The sequence below is a fragment of the Pseudobacillus sp. FSL P4-0506 genome (assembly GCF_038003025.1).
In the GTDB taxonomy this organism is placed as follows: Bacteria; Bacillota; Bacilli; order Bacillales; family Domibacillaceae; genus Pseudobacillus.
Genome location: NZ_JBBOOI010000001.1, coordinates 1164726 through 1180754 on the forward strand (window position 1 = coordinate 1164726; position 16029 = coordinate 1180754).

Consider the following 16029-nt stretch of genomic DNA (forward strand, 5'->3'; position numbering starts at 1 on the left):
AGGAATTCGAATAAATGTCCTTATTTTTTTCTAATGCTTATCACAGTTATGGAAAGGAAGGATCAGTTTATGGGGATACATAATTATTTTAAGAGTTTGTCGGACCTGGAGCAGCTGTTTAGGCTGCCGGGAAAGTTTAAATATCAATCGCATAACGTAGCAGCACATTCATTTAAGGTAACAAAGATTGCTCAGTTTTTAGCAACGATTGAAGAATTAGAGGGAATGGAGGTAAATTGGCGGGCCCTGTACGAGAAAGCTTTGAACCATGACTATGCAGAGTTGTTCACAGGAGATATTAAAACGCCTGTGAAATATGCTACCAAGGAATTAAAGGATTTGTTTTCACAAGTAGAAGAGCAAATGGCAAAAAAGTTTGTTGAGCAGGAGTTTCCAGAAGAATTGCAAGGCATTTATCTAGAACGATTTAAAGAAGGAAAAGACGATACACTGGAAGGGCGAATTTTGTCAGTAGCAGATAAAATTGATCTGCTGTATGAATCTTTTGGGGAAATTTTAAAGCGCAATCCGGAACCGCTTTTTTTGGAGATTTACAAAGAAGCCCTATCCACGATTATGGAATTTTCCGATTTGAATTGTGTAAAGTATTTTATCAAGCATATCTTACCAGATATGCTTTCTGAAGAATTTATTCCGTACAATGAATTGAATTACATGACAGAAATGATTGTTAAAAAATATGAAAAAAAGTAACTTGTTTTTCGGAAAAGGGCTTTCTAAACCGATCGTATTTCAGTATGATGTAGGGAGTAAAAGCTGCTTGCTGGGAGTGAAAACATGGTAGGTAAAATGATAATGGCAATGTTTTTGCCCGGCTTTCTCGTTGTTTTTTTTACGAGAGTAACATTTAACCATTTTTTAGGCCTGGGCTTAACTGTTGCTTTAATTGCAGCCTCTGCTTATAAAGGATACACACACACATGGCCACTCATTATTATTGATGCTGCTTCATTGACGATAGGTTTTTGGCTGTCCAATCTGATGATGAAAAAAAGAAAACAACCTAAATAACAGATTCCGGTACCATCAATGGTAGCCGGAATTTTTTATGGAGAAAAATAGAATATTGAACGTGTGACTTGTTTTAAAATTCATGCTTGCTTTTTTATACCCCATAGGGTAATATGAAATTACAATAACATACCCAGTAGGGTAAAGGAGGGTCAAGTAATGTTTTTTCGCTCTTATTTTGATGAAAAATTAGCTCAATATTCTTATATGGTCGCTTGCCAGAAAACAGGAGAAGCCATCGTGATTGACCCAGCGCGTGATATTACGCCTTACGTAGAAACAGCAAAAAAAGAGGGCTTCCGGTTAACAGCAGCAACTGAAACGCATATCCATGCTGACTTTGTTTCCGGAGCGCGCCAGCTGGCAAATGATTATGGTGTGACATTATATCTATCAGATGAAGGGGATGAAAATTGGAAATACCAGTACACTGATCACCTTTCTGCTAAGCTTGTAAAAGATGGCGATGTTTTCATGATTGGAAACGTGGAATTTAAAGTAATGCATACTCCTGGACATACGCCAGAAAGTATTTCTTTTATTTTGACAGACAGAGGCGGCGGTTCAGCTGAGCCAATGGGTATTTTCACAGGAGATTTTGTCTTTGTTGGTGATGTTGGCCGTCCGGACTTATTGGAAAAAGCAGCTGGAGTAAAAGGAACAGCTCATTCCGGAGCCGCACAAATGTATGAATCCATTCAAAAGTTTAAGCAGCTGCCGGATTATTTAGTTGTCTGGCCGGGGCATGGTGCCGGAAGTGCCTGCGGCAAATCGCTTGGTGCAGTTCCGCTCTCAACGGTTGGCTATGAAAAGGCGAACAACTGGGCCTTGCAGGAAATGGATAAAGAACAATTTCAAAAAGAACTGCTGAAAGATCAGCCAGAGCCTCCAAAGTATTTTGCGGTCATGAAAAAAGTTAATAAAGTCGGCCCTGCTGTGCTAACGAATGAAACAATTCCGTATGTAGAAAGCTACGAAAGCTTGGAGCAATATTTAAGTCAGGAAGATATCATTGTCATTGACACCAGACTCGGCAATGAGTTTGCTCAAGGACACATTGAAGGTACGATCAACTTGCCGTATACAAAAATCTTCACAAACTGGGCCGGCTGGATTCTTGACTATGATAAAAAGCTTGTCGTCATTGCAGCAAGAGAACAAACAACTGAAATTCAGCATTCTCTTGAGTCCATTGGGCTTGATAAAATTGTGGCATTTGCCAGCCCAAGAACAGTAAGTGAAGCACCTGATCTCGAAAAGTATATAAACATTGATGTTGACCAGTTAAAAGCTCAATATGAAAAGGATGATGTCTACGTAGTGGATATTCGTCAACAGGGAGAATGGGAAGCCGGACATATTCCAACCGCCCATCATTATATGCTTGGCTATTTGGAAGAGGAGGCAGCCAACCTGCCGAAAGATAAGAAGATTATTGTTCATTGCCAATCCGGGGCCCGTTCTGCAATCGGCACAAGCTTGCTCCAGGCAAAGGGATTTAAAAACGTCGAAAACATGGCAAGCGGTTTTGCCGGCTGGAAAAAAGAAAACGGCCCGATTGTACAACTATAACGAGGAGGAGTTTAAATGAACAAAGTAACCGTCTATTCAACAAATACTTGTCCATATTGCACGATGATGAAAAACTTTCTAAAGGAACAAGGTATCCCGTTTACTGAGGTGAATGTTCAGCAAGATCGGCAAGCTGCACAGAGACTTGTAGAAACGACAGGACAAATGGGAGTACCACAGACAGAAATAAACGGTCAGTGGATTCTTGGTTATGATCCAGATGCCGTGATGGAGCTGCTTAAATAATTGATTTAATCTGGGTGTCCAACAAGTATTGATATGCGGACACCCTCTGCTTTTTTAAGAACGGCCCAGAAATGTGCTGTTTCACGGAGATAATAGGAAGATACACTGCGTATTTTGATAAAATCTATTGTTATAATGTGTGGAGGTGATTCTCTGTGGAGTACGGCAAAGACTTGAAAAACCGATTGAAACGCATTGAAGGACAAGTGCGCGGGGTCATGGGCATGATGGAAGAGGGAGTAGACTGTACAGCCGTTGTTACGCAGCTAAGCGCAATAGAGAGTGCAATCAGCCGTGCAATGGGCCTCATTGTCAGCCGGAATTTAGAGCAGTGCGTACGTGCGAATATCGAGCAGGGAGAACCGACAGATTCTCTTGTAAAAGAGGCAGTTAACCTGCTTGTAAAGAGCCGTTAATTTTTTGATTGAAAAAATACCCCCATATGTAAAGGGAGAGCGAAGATGACGCTTATTTTTTATCTTATATTAGCTATCTTTATTTTTATAGCCATTAAAAATATGATGCCGGCTGCGGGAGTGCGCAATGCCGCTGCTGACGAGTTAAAGAAGGAGATAAGAAAGAAAGATAAACAATGGATTGATGTCCGGACACCTGGAGAATTTAAAGCCAGTCATATCAAAGGCTTTAAAAACCTTCCGCTGCAGCAGCTATCTGCGCGCATAAAAGAACTAGACCCTGAAAGAGAAGTTGTTGTTATGTGCCAAAGCGGTATGCGCAGTCGGAAGGCAGCCCGCCTACTAAAGAAAAAAGGATTTAAGAAGATTACGAACATAGCAGGTGGTATTACCACGTGGAAATAGAGGGACAGGAAAGGGGAGACAAATGAATGGATTGGTCATTCGGATGGCTGGCAGCTCTTTTTTTTATTGGCTTTATTGGTTCTTTCCTGTCAGGGATGGTTGGAATTGGCGGCGCTATAATTAAATATCCAATGCTTTTATACCTCCCGCCCATGCTTGGCTTTGGCGCTTTCACTGCTCATGAAGTGGCGGGTATCAGTGCAGTGGAAGTGCTTTTCGCTTCGCTGACCGGTGTGTGGGCCTATCGGAAAAGCGATTATTTAAACAAAAAATTAATTATGTATATGGGGATTGCCGTGCTCGCCGGAAGTTTTGTCGGAGGATTTGGTTCGGAACATCTGGCGGAATCGACGGTCAACGTTATATATGGCTTACTGGCAGCCCTTGCTGCAATCATGATGTTTATTCCGCGGAAAAATGTGGATAATCGGTCGATGGAGGAAGTAGAGTTTAATAAATGGCTTGCTTCTTTCTCTGCTCTTATCATAGGGATCGGTGCCGGGATTGTCGGAGCGGCCGGCTCCTTTTTACTTGTGCCGATCATGCTCGTAGTTTTAAAAATCCCGACAAGAATGACGATTGCCAGCTCACTCGCAATCACATTTATTTCGTCGATTGGTTCGGCGGGTGGGAAGCTGATGACCGGACAAGTGATGTTTGTCCCGGCGCTTGTGATGATTGTTGCTAGCGTGATCGCCTCGCCGCTCGGCGCCAAAGCGGGACAAAAAATGAATATCAAAGTGTTGCAGTGGCTGCTGGCAATCTTAATAGCAGCTACGGCTATTAAAATATGGATGGATATCTTAATGTAAAAAAGCCTCTCTGCTTAAAGGAGAGGCTTTTTTTACGATGGAAAAATACAGGAACATACGTACGCTTATTAATAGCCATTCAGGTTTTATTTATGCTAAAATGGGGATTATGATTACTAACCTTAGAAAATTGCACAGACTTTAAGAGGATGTTTTAGATAAAAGAATCAATATATTTACCAGAAGTCAGGGGGTTGAAAGGTGAAAAACCAATTTGAAATTGTGTCTAAATACAGTCCGCAAGGGGACCAGCCAGGAGCTATCGCCGAGCTTGTTTCAGGGATAAAAGAAGGAAAAAAACATCAAACGCTGCTTGGAGCGACAGGAACCGGGAAAACTTTTACGATCTCTAATGTAATCAAAGAAGTAAATAAGCCGACACTTGTCATTGCCCACAATAAAACACTTGCCGGCCAGTTGTATAGTGAATTCAAGGAATTTTTTCCGAATAATGCTGTTGAATATTTTGTCAGCTACTATGATTATTACCAGCCGGAAGCCTATGTTCCGCAGACGGATACGTTTATTGAAAAGGATGCGAGCATCAATGACGAGATTGATAAGCTTCGCCACTCAGCAACTTCGTCATTATTTGAACGGAATGATGTCATCATCATTGCCAGTGTATCATGCATTTACGGTTTGGGTTCTCCAGAAGAGTATCGGGATCTTGTCATTTCGTTGCGTAATGGAATGGAGATTGAACGCAATCAGCTGCTGCGCAAGCTCGTTGATGTGCAGTATGAACGGAATGACATTGATTTCAAGCGCGGAACATTCCGCGTTCGCGGAGATGTTGTGGAAATTTTTCCTGCCTCCCGAGATGAGCATTGTATCCGCGTGGAATTTTTTGGAGATGAAATTGACCGAATTCGTGAAGTGGATGCATTGACAGGAGAAATCATGGGTGACCGTGAACATGTAGCCATTTTTCCGGCGTCTCACTTCGTTACGCGGGAAGAAAAAATGAAAATAGCGATTGGCAATATCGAAAAAGAGTTGGAAGAGCAACTCGCTATTTTGCGTTCAGAAAATAAATTGCTTGAAGCACAGCGGCTTGAGCAGCGCACACGCTATGATTTGGAAATGATGCGCGAGATGGGTTTTTGCTCGGGGATTGAGAATTATTCCCGCCACTTAACTTTGCGGCCCCCTGGTTCTACGCCTTATACGCTTCTTGATTACTTTCCAGATGACTTTTTAATTGTTGTCGATGAGTCGCACGTTACTCTTCCGCAAATCCGCGGTATGTTCAATGGTGACCAGGCGCGTAAGCAGGTGCTTGTCGATCACGGTTTTCGTCTGCCATCCGCCAAAGACAACCGTCCGTTAAAATTTGAAGAGTTTGAGGATCATGTAAATCAAATCGTCTATGTATCAGCAACGCCAGGACCTTACGAGATCGAACACACGCCGCATATGACAGAACAAATTATCCGCCCGACCGGCCTGCTTGATCCGACAGTGGATGTCCGCCCGATTGAAGGACAGATCGATGATTTATTGAATGAAATTAACGAACGAACTGCTCGGAACGAGCGGGTGCTTGTGACTACATTGACGAAGAAAATGTCCGAGGATTTAACAGATTATTTAAAGGAGATTGGTATAAAAGTTCAATACTTGCATTCGGAAATTAAGACGCTTGAACGGATAGAGATCATTCGTGATCTCCGACTTGGCAAATTTGATGTGCTTGTTGGCATTAACTTGCTGAGAGAGGGACTGGATATTCCTGAAGTATCACTTGTAGCTATATTGGATGCTGATAAAGAAGGTTTCCTTCGCTCTGAGCGTTCACTTATCCAGACGATGGGTCGGGCAGCTCGCAATGCTGGCGGGCACGTCATTATGTACGCAGATAAAGTAACGGACTCGATGGCTAAAGCCATAGAAGAAACAAAACGGCGCCGGGAGATTCAGCAAACATATAACGAAGAGCATGGCATTACACCGCAGACCATTCAAAAAGATATTCGTGATGTTATTCGGGCCACCCACGCTGCTGAAGAAGTGGAGAGCTATGAAACAGCAGCTTCTAAGAAAAAACTTACACCTCAAGAGAGAAATCGCCTAATTGCCAACATGGAAAGCGAGATGAAAGCAGCAGCCAAAGCGCTTGATTTCGAATTGGCTGCCCAGCTGCGCGACGCATTGCTAGAGTTGAAATCGGAAGGATGACTTTGATATGGGAATAGATAAAATTACTGTAAAAGGGGCAAGAGCGCATAACTTAAAAAATATTGATATTACCATCCCGCGGGACAAGCTCGTCGTTTTGACGGGCCTGTCTGGATCGGGGAAATCATCGCTGGCGTTCGACACAATTTATGCGGAGGGACAGCGCCGCTATGTGGAATCTTTATCTGCGTACGCCCGCCAATTTCTTGGACAAATGGATAAGCCAGATGTTGATGCTATTGAAGGGCTGTCCCCGGCTATTTCTATTGATCAAAAGACGACAAGCCGGAATCCCCGTTCAACGGTTGGAACTGTTACGGAAATCTATGATTATTTACGTCTATTGTTTGCTCGTATTGGCCATCCGTTTTGTCCAGTTCATGGGATCGAAATTACCTCTCAGACGATCGAGCAGATGGTAGACCGCATTATGCAATATGAAGACCGGACGAAACTGCAGGTGCTGGCTCCTATTGTTTCCGGCCGTAAAGGCACACACGTGAAAGTGTTTGAGGACATTAAACGGCAAGGATATGTCCGTGTGCGTGTAGACGGAGAAATGCGAGAAGTAGAGGAAGAGATTGAACTTGAAAAAAATAAAAAGCATTCTATTGAAGTAGTTATTGACCGTGTTGTTGTTAAAGAAGGCATTGAATCAAGGTTGGCTGATTCTCTTGAGGCCGCTTTAAAGCTTGGTGAGGGCAATGTAATTATCGATGTTATTGGCCGCGAGGAATTATTGTTCTCAGAGCATCACGCCTGTCCGCATTGCGGATTTTCCATTGGAGAACTGGAACCGCGCATGTTTTCTTTTAACAGTCCATTCGGGGCTTGCCCGACGTGTGATGGACTTGGGTCTAAATTAAAAGTAGATGTTGATCTTGTCATTCCTAATCCTGATTTGAGTTTAAAAGAACATGCGATTGCCCCATGGGAACCGACAAGTTCTCAATATTATCCACAACTGCTGGAAGCGGTCTGCCGCCATTATGGCATCCCTATGGATGTACCAGTAAAGGATTTATCGAAAGAGCAGCTTGAAAAGATTTTAAATGGCTCTGGACGGGATCGCATTCATTTCCGTTATGAAAATGATTTTGGTCAAATTCGCGAAAACCATATTATTTTCGAGGGAGTTCTTACTAACATTGAGCGCCGATATAAAGAAACAAGCTCGGATTTTATTCGGGAGCAAATGGAGAAATACATGAGGGAGCAAAAATGTCCGACATGTAAGGGCTACCGTTTGAAAAAAGAAAGTCTCGCCGTCAAAATTAATGGCCTGCATATTAGCGAAGTAACCGACTTTTCAATTGAAGAAGTGAAGCAGTTTTTCGCGGATCTGTCCCTGACAGAAAAAGAAACGCAGATTGCTCAATTAATCTTACGGGAGATCTGTGAACGGCTTGGTTTCTTAGTCGATGTCGGTCTTGATTACCTGACATTAAGCCGCTCAGCCGGTACGCTTTCAGGCGGGGAAGCGCAGCGGATTCGTCTTGCTACCCAAATTGGTTCGCGGCTGACAGGTGTTCTTTACATTCTTGATGAGCCATCAATCGGTCTGCACCAGCGGGACAACGATCGCCTGATCAGCACGATGCAAAATATGCGCGACATCGGTAATACATTAATCGTTGTCGAACATGACGAGGATACGATGATGGCAGCCGATTATTTAATAGATGTAGGACCGGGTGCTGGCGTACATGGTGGGCAGATTGTTTCAGCAGGTACGCCAGAAGAGGTGATGAATGATCCAGCCTCGCTGACCGGCCAATACTTATCAGGGAAGAAATTTATCCCGCTGCCGGCAGAACGCCGCAAGTCGGATGGACGATGGGTTGAGGTGACCGGGGCAAAAGAGAACAATTTACGCAATGTAAAAGTTAAATTCCCGCTTGGAACATTTATTGCTGTTACAGGCGTTTCTGGTTCAGGTAAAAGTACGTTAATTAATGATATTCTGCATAAAGCACTTGCTCAAAAGCTGCAGCGTTCCAAACAAAGGCCAGGTAAGTATGGGACAATCAAGGGGATTGAACACCTTGACAAAGTGATTGATATTGACCAGTCACCGATCGGGCGGACCCCGCGCTCAAATCCAGCCACATACACAGGTGTGTTTGACGATATTCGCGACGTATTTGCTACGACGAATGAAGCGAAAGTTCGGGGCTATAAAAAAGGTCGTTTCAGCTTTAATGTCAAGGGTGGCCGCTGTGAAGCTTGCCGCGGTGACGGGATTATTAAAATTGAAATGCATTTCCTGCCGGATGTGTATGTACCGTGTGAAGTCTGCCATGGCAAGCGTTATAACCGTGAAACGCTTGAAGTGAAATATAAAGGCAAAAACATCGCTGATGTGCTCGCTATGACAGTCGAAGATGCGCTTGAGTTTTTTGAGAATATCCCTAAAATCAAGCGCAAGCTGCAAACCATCGCTGATGTTGGTCTTGGTTATATTAAGCTGGGCCAGCCGGCAACGACGCTGTCAGGAGGGGAGGCGCAGCGCGTAAAACTCGCTTCTGAATTGCATCGCCGTTCGACCGGACGTTCATTTTATATCTTGGATGAGCCGACGACGGGTCTTCATGTAGATGATATTTCCCGCCTGCTAACTGTTTTACAGCGCCTTGTCGAAAATGGTGATACTGTTCTCGTCATTGAGCATAATCTCGATGTGATTAAGACAGCCGATTATATCATCGATCTTGGACCTGAAGGTGGCGATAAGGGGGGAACCATTGTTGCAGTCGGTACACCTGAGGAAGTTGCAGAAGCAGAAGGGTCATATACCGGCCGTTATTTGCATAGAGTGTTAGCGCGCGAACGAGAAAGAGAGCAGTACATCGAAAGCTGAAAAGATTGAGCACTTTTCGGAGGCTATCCGTATAATTGGCTTCCGCACGGCTATCAGTCTAATTAGAAACGCTTGTTTTTCGAGAGTAAGGTCCAATGGAGAGCCTGTGAAAATAAAACCAAGAAAGCAAGCGTTTCGTAACAGCTTAGGAAAAGAATGAAACCTTTTTCTTTTATCTTCGTAAGAATGAACAGAAAACCAATTCCTAATGAATGGAGTGCCTGAAATGAACGAAGAGAAAAAAAGAATTTTGGAAATGGTAGAAGCAGGCTTAATTTCAGCAAGTGAAGGGTTAACCTTGCTGGAGGCGCTTGATAAGGAGCCTTCCCAGCAGGCCCGTAAAGAGCGCAGAGATAATTTCTTTGATGAATTGCTCAACTTGGGCCAAAAGTTGACTGGCAGCGGAGAAAAGCAAAGTGAGCAATCACATAGCCAAGCAGACAGTTCTGTTAACCAGCCGAAAGACAAGCTGTTTCAATTTGTTCAGTCCACTGTACAAAAATTAAAAGACTTTGAGTTTCCACTTGGAAAAACAGTAGAATTCACTCACACATTCCAAGAAAATGATTTTTTACCGAAGCGCATTAAGGCAGAGACTGCAAGCGGCAGCTTCACTATTAAGCCTTGGCAGGAAAATGGGGTAAAAGCAGAGTGCCAGATCAAGATGTACGGGGCGGATAGTGAGGATGAAGCGCGGGAGTCATTTATTAAAAATAGTGTCTTTTACGCACGTGAAGATAAGCTCTCATTCTCAGTCGGTTTAAAACTGATGAAAGTTGATACGGTTTTGTATGTGCCTGAAGCGGCTATTAACAACATTTCTGTCAAGTTGTTTAATGGGTCATTTAGCATGCGTGATATGGAAGTGCAGGATCTCGAGGTAAAAACAGCAAACGGCAAAATTGAAGTAAAGAAATCACAAGTAAATGAATTTGAAGCAGAAACAGGTAATGGCCAAGTTTATTTTATTGACTGTGAAGCAAGGAAAGTAGAAGCCAGTTCCTTTAATGGAGCCGTTCACGTAGTCGGTTCTGTTGGCTACACGGAGATTAAGTCATTTAACGGAAATGTGCTTTGCGATTTAAAGTCTGATGCAGCTCATACAGTAAAAGCCCAAGCTGTGACCGGCAATATTGAAATATATGTGCCTGAACATATGGCAATGAAAGGGATTTTACGCACAAATCTCGGCTCTTTACATCTTCCTGAAACGGGGCTGAAAAAAGTAACGGAAAAAGAGGAAATGGTTCAGAAGCTTATTCGTTTTGAAAGTGAAAAGGAAACACTTGGGCAAGTGACGATCGAGGCAGAAACGAAAACGGGATCTGTTTCTGTCAAGACAACAGCTTTTCATGAAAACGATAATAGCGGAGATGATGAACCACCGTCTATTTTTGAAGGTAAGTGATTAAGATGAATTGGATTATAGGCATTTTAGTGAATGCAGTTTTGTTTATTGCCATTTCAGGCTATTTTTCGGGACTGCATGTAGATAATTTTTCATCAGCGGTTATCGCCAGTTTTATCTTATCAATCCTAAATATGATTGTTCGGCCGCTGCTTGTTCTTTTTACTTTGCCTATTACCTTTTTAACACTCGGGCTGTTTCTATTTGTTATCAATGCTATTACCTTGCTTTTAACAGACAATATTATGGGATCGGCGTTTGACATTGCCGGTTTTGGAATGGCATTGTTCATTGCGGTGATTATGGCATTAGTCAATCTTATCCTTCAGGTGACAGTATTTAAAAAAAATAAATAACTGTTCCGGAAGAAAGCCAGGTAACTCTCATTCTCTTTGTTCGACTAAATGTTTGAAGAGAAGAGGAGAAGCCTGGCTTTTAGCTGTTAGCGAATAGACAGCTTATATATTTTTTCTATAGCTTCGACTATTCCACGGGCGCATAGTTCTCTATACGTGTCTGTTCGCAGAAGGCGTGCTTCTTCAGCGTGGGTCATGAATCCTGCTTCCACAAGAACAGCTGGCATGAGAGTCTTTTTGAGTATATAGAAGTTTGCGGTCTTTACCCCACGGTTTTTACGTCCCGTGAGCGCAACCAGGCGTTGCTGGATGGCTGTTGCTACAGTTTCTGCCTGTTTGGGGCGTGAAGAATGAATAAACGTTTCAATACCATTAGCGTTATTCCAGTCGTTTCCATAAGCATTTGCATGGATGGATAGAAAGAGATCGGCTTTCCAGTTGTTTGCTTTCCACACCCTTCTATCGAGGAGGACATCTTCTGTGTCTGAGTGAGAGAAAGTGATACTTGCTCCTCTTTCCTCCAGCTTTTTTCTAATCAAGATAGCCACACTTCGGTTAAATTCAAATTCCTTCATGCCATCCGGCGTTCTTTTGCCTGGAGTAGAATAGCCGTGCCCCGCATCGATCATAATTTTCATCAGCTTTCCTCCCTATCATTTTTTCATTTTATACATGCTGATTAGCAAAGAAAAAGGACACTTTAACAGCCTGTAAATAAAAAATTCTAATTCTTCATTTTAATTGCCCCCCGCAAAAATGTTACAATGGAATCAGACTGCCATGATGAGGAGGAAAAACAGTGGCTAAAGTGCGTACATCTGATTTGCTAGAAAACCTAGACTTGGAGCTAATTAGCGGTGAAGACGGCATCCATCGTCCGATTATAACGAGCGATCTTTCTCGCCCAGGACTTGAGCTTGCCGGCTTTTTTGATTATTATCCAAAAGAGCGTGTGCAGCTGCTTGGCATGACAGAGCTGACCTTTTTTCAAAAGCTTCATCCAGATGAAAAGCTGGAGAGAATGGAAAGGCTATGTGATGACCAGACACCAGCAATTATTATCTCACGTGAACTGGAAGTGCCGAAAGAATTAATTGAAGCTTCTGAACGGCATGCAGTCCCCGTAATGAAGTCAAAACTGACTACTACAAGGCTCTCCAGCAAACTGACGAATTACTTGGAAAGAATGTTGGCACCGACAACAGCCGTTCATGGTGTGCTTGTTGATATTTATGGTGTAGGCGTGCTCATTACCGGGCAAAGTGGTGTCGGTAAAAGTGAGGCCGCCCTTGATCTCGTTAAAAGAGGGCATCGCCTCGTGGCCGATGACTGTGTAGAGATCCGCCAGGAAGACAACGATACGCTTGTCGGCAGCGCACCGGAACTTATTGAGCATTTACTTGAGATTCGCGGGCTCGGCATTATTAATATCATGACCTTATTTGGCGCGAGTGCTATTAGGAGTACAAAAAGAATTACCCTGAATGTCCACTTGGAGCTGTGGAATTCTAAAAAACAATATGACCGTCTAGGCATTGAGGAAGACAAGCTGAAAATAATTGACACGGAAATCACAAAAATCACTATTCCTGTCCGTCCAGGCAGAAATATAGCCGTTATTATTGAAGTAGCCGCAATGAATTTCCGCTTAAAACGTCTGGGAATTAATACAGCGAAGGATTTTACAGATAAGCTAGCCAATGTCATCAGTGAGCGCGACACTGATTTTATGTAACAAGGGCTGCAAGCAGAAAGGGGAAAAAGAATGGAAGGCTATCCGCTTGATCCGATTGCGATCGCGATTGGGCCGCTTCAGGTTCATTGGTACGGTCTCATTATCGGTCTTGGTATTGCACTCGGTTTTTATTTAGCTGTAAAAGAAGGCGACCGGCTTGGGTTGCCAAAAGATACATTTGCCGATTTGCTGATTTGGGCCATCCCGATTGCTATTATTTCAGCACGTATTTATTATGTTTTATTTCAATGGGAATACTATTCCCAGCATCCGGGAGACATCATTAAAATTTGGAATGGCGGAATTGCCATCCATGGTGCGTTAATCGGTGCAGTTGTTACCACTGTTATTTTTTCGAAAGTCAAACGTGTTTCGTTCTGGAAGCTGGCTGATATAGCGGCCCCCAGCATCATTTTAGGGCAAGCAATTGGCCGCTGGGGAAACTTTATGAATCAGGAGGCCCATGGCGGCGAAGTGACAAGGTCTTTTTTAGAGGGCCTGCACTTGCCTGACTTTATTATTAATCAAATGTATATAGACGGTCATTACTATCACCCGACTTTTTTGTATGAATCGATATGGAATTTTGTCGGTTTGATATTGTTGTTAAGCTTGCGGAAAGTGAATTTAAAACGGGGAGAATTGTTTTTATCTTACGTTATTTGGTACTCCATCGGGCGTTTCTTTATTGAAGGGCTCCGTACAGATAGTCTGATGCTGACTGATTCACTGAGGATTGCTCAGGTGATTTCACTTGTCCTTTTAATATCAGCTGTCCTTATTTTGCTTATCCGCCGCAGGCAAAAAGGTAAACAGCTGCCTTACAATAGTTTAGTGAATGAATGAACAAGGGGGATAATATGGGGAACACGTTAAGAAACGGTCTGTTTTCAGGGGTAAAAACAACATGGCTGCTCGGTAAAATTATTTTTCCAATTACCCTCATTGTCACGCTGCTCCAATATACACCGATATTGCCGTGGCTGATGAATGCGATCAGCCCAGTTATGCGGATATTTGGATTATCAGGTGATGCTTCCATTCCGCTTGTGCTCGGCAACTTTTTAAATTTATATGCGGCCATTGGAGCCATTTTATCATTGGATTTGACAGTTAAAGAAGTGTTCATTTTAGCTGTCATGCTGTCTTTTTCACACAATCTGTTCATTGAATCAAGCGTGGCTGCTCGGGTTGGCGTAAAATTGCCCGTCATTTTAGCAGTAAGGCTAGGGCTTGCGGTTGCATCCGCCCTGATTATTAACTTGGTTTGGCGTGGAGGGAGTGGCATAGCGCAATATGGTATGGCTCCGCCGCTGCAGGCAGAACCTAATGGCTGGGGGGAAATTTTCATGCTTGGTCTTGAAAAAGCAGGGTATGGCATTTTTCAGCTAGCTTTAATTGTTATGCCCTTGATGCTCGCTATCCAAATTTTAAAGGACTTAAAGTGGCTTGATGCCTTTTCGCGCTGGATGGCTCCTGTGACCCGTTTACTTGGAATGAAAGAAAATACGTCTATGACATTGGCATCCGGCTTGCTTTTCGGACTCGCGCTCGGATCTGCTGTCATGATTCAAGCGGTGAAAGAGGACGGGGTAAGCGGCAGGGATGTGACGCTTGCAATGGTTTTCCTAGTAGCATGCCATGCAGTCGTAGAAGATACGGTAATATTCATGCCGCTCGGTATTACAGGTTGGCCATTACTCGCTCTATTTTTAATTCGCTTAGTTACAGCTATTCTACTGACGCTTGTTGTGTCTTCCCTATGGAAGCCGACTGAATTGGTTCAAAGAAAGGAAGCAAAACTATCATGACAAAAATAACAACATTGCTTTTTGATTTGGATGGTACCCTTATTAATACAAATGAATTAATTATTTCTTCTTTTTTGCATACGTTGAATCATTATTTTCCTGAACAATATAAACGTGAAGACGTTTATCCATTTATGGGCCCCACTCTCGTTGAAACGTTTTCCAGTATTGATGCTGAACGTGTAGAAGAAATGGTGACTCGCTACCGAACATTTAATCTTGAGAACCATGATTTGCTCGTCACCGAATTTGACGGTGTATATGAAACAATTCGTACATTGAAAGAAAATAATTTTAAGCTCGCTATCGTTTCAACCAAGCTGCGAGACACAGTCATTAAAGGGCTTAAATTAACTAACTTATATCCATTTTTTGATACGATTGTAGCTTTAGACGATGTCACTCATCCGAAACCTCATCCAGAACCGTTATTAAAAGCATTACAGGAGGTTGGTTCTCAGCCAGAGGAAGCGATGATGATCGGCGATAACTTCCACGACATTGAAGGGGGAAAAAATGCCGGTACCCTAACAGCTGGTGTAGCCTGGTCTGTTAAAGGAAAAGAGTTTTTGCAGTCTTTTCAGCCGGATTATATGCTCGATGCGATGCCTGATCTTTTAGATATTGTAAAGATCGGGGTACCGGAAAAGTGAGAAAGACGAAACGGTATAAAGTGGAAGGGGCCAACTCGCTCTGGAATATTTATAAAACCGTCTCGTTTTGGAAAACGTTTAAAAATACAGCAATTATTGAAATCGGCCGTTTTATCCCTTTTATGAGAGTGAAAAACAGCCTGTACCGCACATTTCTTGGCATGAAGATTGATAAACAAACGGCGCTTGCCTACAAGGTAGTCCCAGATATTATGTTTCCGGAACTCATCTCGATTGGCCGCAATACGATTATTGGCTATAACACCGTCATTCTCGCCCATGAATATTTAATTGAAGAATATCGTCTTGGAGAAGTGATCATCGGTGATAATGTAATGATCGGTGCCAACAGCACCATACTTCCTGGTGTAACGATTGGGGATGGCGCCATTATTTCAGCTGCTACACTTGTCCATCGCGATGTGCCGCCTGGTGCTTTTGCTGGCGGGAATCCGATGCAGATAAAAGAAAAGAGAGAGCCCGTTAAGCCTTAAGGCTTAACGGGCTTTTAATTGTTCATTTGCTGCACTGTCTGATCTGAC

Annotated in this window: 17 protein-coding genes; 16 read left to right on the top strand and 1 reads right to left on the bottom strand. The window is 43.0% G+C overall.

Going from position 1 to position 16029, the window contains the following annotated elements; genetic code table 11:
- Positions 1 to 69: 69 nt before the first annotated feature.
- The 11 genes from MKZ02_RS05595 to MKZ02_RS05645 all read left to right on the top strand — a co-directional run bounded on the left by MKZ02_RS05595 (position 70) and on the right by MKZ02_RS05645 (position 11288).
- Positions 70 to 714, top strand: a complete 645-nt coding sequence (locus MKZ02_RS05595; protein WP_340852332.1) for a YfbR-like 5'-deoxynucleotidase — start codon at positions 70 to 72, stop codon at positions 712 to 714.
- A gap of 84 nt (positions 715 to 798) precedes the next feature.
- Positions 799 to 1032, top strand: coding sequence for a CsbA family protein (locus MKZ02_RS05600; protein WP_120034724.1), 234 nt, complete (start codon positions 799 to 801; stop codon positions 1030 to 1032).
- Positions 1033 to 1191: 159 nt separating this feature from the next.
- Positions 1192 to 2604, top strand: coding sequence for a rhodanese-like domain-containing protein (locus MKZ02_RS05605; RefSeq protein ID WP_340852335.1), 1413 nt, complete (start codon positions 1192 to 1194; stop codon positions 2602 to 2604).
- 15 nt (positions 2605 to 2619) lie between these two features.
- Positions 2620 to 2850 carry a glutaredoxin family protein gene (locus MKZ02_RS05610; protein WP_120034719.1) on the top strand — a complete coding sequence of 77 codons (231 nt, stop codon included), beginning with the start codon at positions 2620 to 2622 and terminating at the stop codon, positions 2848 to 2850.
- 155 nt (positions 2851 to 3005) lie between these two features.
- Positions 3006 to 3266, top strand: coding sequence for a metal-sensitive transcriptional regulator (locus MKZ02_RS05615; protein WP_120034717.1), 261 nt, complete (start codon positions 3006 to 3008; stop codon positions 3264 to 3266).
- Between the two features lie 45 nt (positions 3267 to 3311).
- Positions 3312 to 3671, top strand: coding sequence for a rhodanese-like domain-containing protein (locus tag MKZ02_RS05620; protein WP_340852340.1), 360 nt, complete (start codon positions 3312 to 3314; stop codon positions 3669 to 3671).
- Between the two features lie 26 nt (positions 3672 to 3697).
- Positions 3698 to 4483 (top strand): sulfite exporter TauE/SafE family protein, encoded by a 786-nt coding sequence (locus MKZ02_RS05625; protein WP_120034713.1) that lies wholly within the window; start codon positions 3698 to 3700, stop codon positions 4481 to 4483.
- Between the two features lie 201 nt (positions 4484 to 4684).
- On the top strand, positions 4685 to 6664 hold the full coding sequence (gene uvrB / locus MKZ02_RS05630; RefSeq protein WP_120034711.1) for an excinuclease ABC subunit UvrB: 1980 nt from the start codon (positions 4685 to 4687) through the stop codon (positions 6662 to 6664).
- 7 nt (positions 6665 to 6671) lie between these two features.
- Positions 6672 to 9524 (top strand): excinuclease ABC subunit UvrA, encoded by a 2853-nt coding sequence (gene uvrA, locus MKZ02_RS05635; RefSeq protein WP_340852344.1) that lies wholly within the window; start codon positions 6672 to 6674, stop codon positions 9522 to 9524.
- Between the two features lie 226 nt (positions 9525 to 9750).
- Positions 9751 to 10932, top strand: coding sequence for a DUF4097 family beta strand repeat-containing protein (locus tag MKZ02_RS05640; RefSeq protein ID WP_182917020.1), 1182 nt, complete (start codon positions 9751 to 9753; stop codon positions 10930 to 10932).
- 5 nt (positions 10933 to 10937) lie between these two features.
- Positions 10938 to 11288, top strand: a complete 351-nt coding sequence (locus MKZ02_RS05645) for a phage holin family protein (RefSeq protein WP_120034705.1) — start codon at positions 10938 to 10940, stop codon at positions 11286 to 11288.
- Positions 11289 to 11374: 86 nt separating this feature from the next.
- Here MKZ02_RS05645 and MKZ02_RS05650 read toward each other — a convergent pair whose 3' ends face one another.
- Complete coding sequence (locus tag MKZ02_RS05650) at positions 11375 to 11926, bottom strand: N-acetylmuramoyl-L-alanine amidase (protein ID WP_340852348.1); 552 nt, start codon at positions 11924 to 11926, stop codon at positions 11375 to 11377.
- 161 nt (positions 11927 to 12087) lie between these two features.
- Between MKZ02_RS05650 and hprK the strand changes: the two genes are divergently transcribed.
- From hprK to MKZ02_RS05675, 5 genes are read left to right on the top strand one after another with little or no spacing between them, the layout of a single operon-like run.
- The gene (gene hprK, locus MKZ02_RS05655) at positions 12088 to 13023 is read left to right on the top strand and encodes an HPr(Ser) kinase/phosphatase (RefSeq protein WP_120034701.1); all 936 of its coding nucleotides are present in this window, start codon (positions 12088 to 12090) and stop codon (positions 13021 to 13023) included.
- A gap of 30 nt (positions 13024 to 13053) precedes the next feature.
- The gene (lgt, locus tag MKZ02_RS05660) at positions 13054 to 13869 is read left to right on the top strand and encodes a prolipoprotein diacylglyceryl transferase (protein ID WP_340852350.1); all 816 of its coding nucleotides are present in this window, start codon (positions 13054 to 13056) and stop codon (positions 13867 to 13869) included.
- Positions 13870 to 13883: 14 nt separating this feature from the next.
- A complete protein-coding gene (locus MKZ02_RS05665; RefSeq protein WP_340852352.1) occupies positions 13884 to 14834 on the top strand; it encodes a nucleoside recognition domain-containing protein in 951 nt (316 codons plus the stop codon).
- On the top strand, positions 14831 to 15487 hold the full coding sequence (ppaX, locus tag MKZ02_RS05670) for a pyrophosphatase PpaX (RefSeq protein ID WP_120034695.1): 657 nt from the start codon (positions 14831 to 14833) through the stop codon (positions 15485 to 15487). The genes MKZ02_RS05665 and ppaX overlap by 4 nt, the downstream gene beginning before the upstream one ends.
- Positions 15484 to 15981 (top strand): acyltransferase, encoded by a 498-nt coding sequence (locus tag MKZ02_RS05675; RefSeq protein WP_120034693.1) that lies wholly within the window; start codon positions 15484 to 15486, stop codon positions 15979 to 15981. Before ppaX ends, MKZ02_RS05675 begins: the two co-directional genes overlap by 4 nt.
- Positions 15982 to 16029 lie beyond the last annotated feature (48 nt).

Coding starts and splice junctions, on each gene's coding strand:
- MKZ02_RS05595 (WP_340852332.1), top strand. CDS start 70: ATGGGGATACATAATTATTTTAAGAGTTTGTCGGACCTGGAGCAGCTG.
- MKZ02_RS05600 (WP_120034724.1), top strand. CDS start 799: ATGGTAGGTAAAATGATAATGGCAATGTTTTTGCCCGGCTTTCTCGTT.
- MKZ02_RS05605 (WP_340852335.1), top strand. CDS start 1,192: ATGTTTTTTCGCTCTTATTTTGATGAAAAATTAGCTCAATATTCTTAT.
- MKZ02_RS05610 (WP_120034719.1), top strand. CDS start 2,620: ATGAACAAAGTAACCGTCTATTCAACAAATACTTGTCCATATTGCACG.
- MKZ02_RS05620 (WP_340852340.1), top strand. CDS start 3,312: ATGACGCTTATTTTTTATCTTATATTAGCTATCTTTATTTTTATAGCC.
- MKZ02_RS05625 (WP_120034713.1), top strand. CDS start 3,698: ATGGATTGGTCATTCGGATGGCTGGCAGCTCTTTTTTTTATTGGCTTT.
- uvrA (WP_340852344.1), top strand. CDS start 6,672: ATGGGAATAGATAAAATTACTGTAAAAGGGGCAAGAGCGCATAACTTA.
- MKZ02_RS05640 (WP_182917020.1), top strand. CDS start 9,751: ATGAACGAAGAGAAAAAAAGAATTTTGGAAATGGTAGAAGCAGGCTTA.
- MKZ02_RS05645 (WP_120034705.1), top strand. CDS start 10,938: ATGAATTGGATTATAGGCATTTTAGTGAATGCAGTTTTGTTTATTGCC.
- MKZ02_RS05650 (WP_340852348.1), bottom strand. CDS start 11,926: ATGAAAATTATGATCGATGCGGGGCACGGCTATTCTACTCCAGGCAAA.
- lgt (WP_340852350.1), top strand. CDS start 13,054: ATGGAAGGCTATCCGCTTGATCCGATTGCGATCGCGATTGGGCCGCTT.
- MKZ02_RS05665 (WP_340852352.1), top strand. CDS start 13,884: ATGGGGAACACGTTAAGAAACGGTCTGTTTTCAGGGGTAAAAACAACA.
- ppaX (WP_120034695.1), top strand. CDS start 14,831: ATGACAAAAATAACAACATTGCTTTTTGATTTGGATGGTACCCTTATT.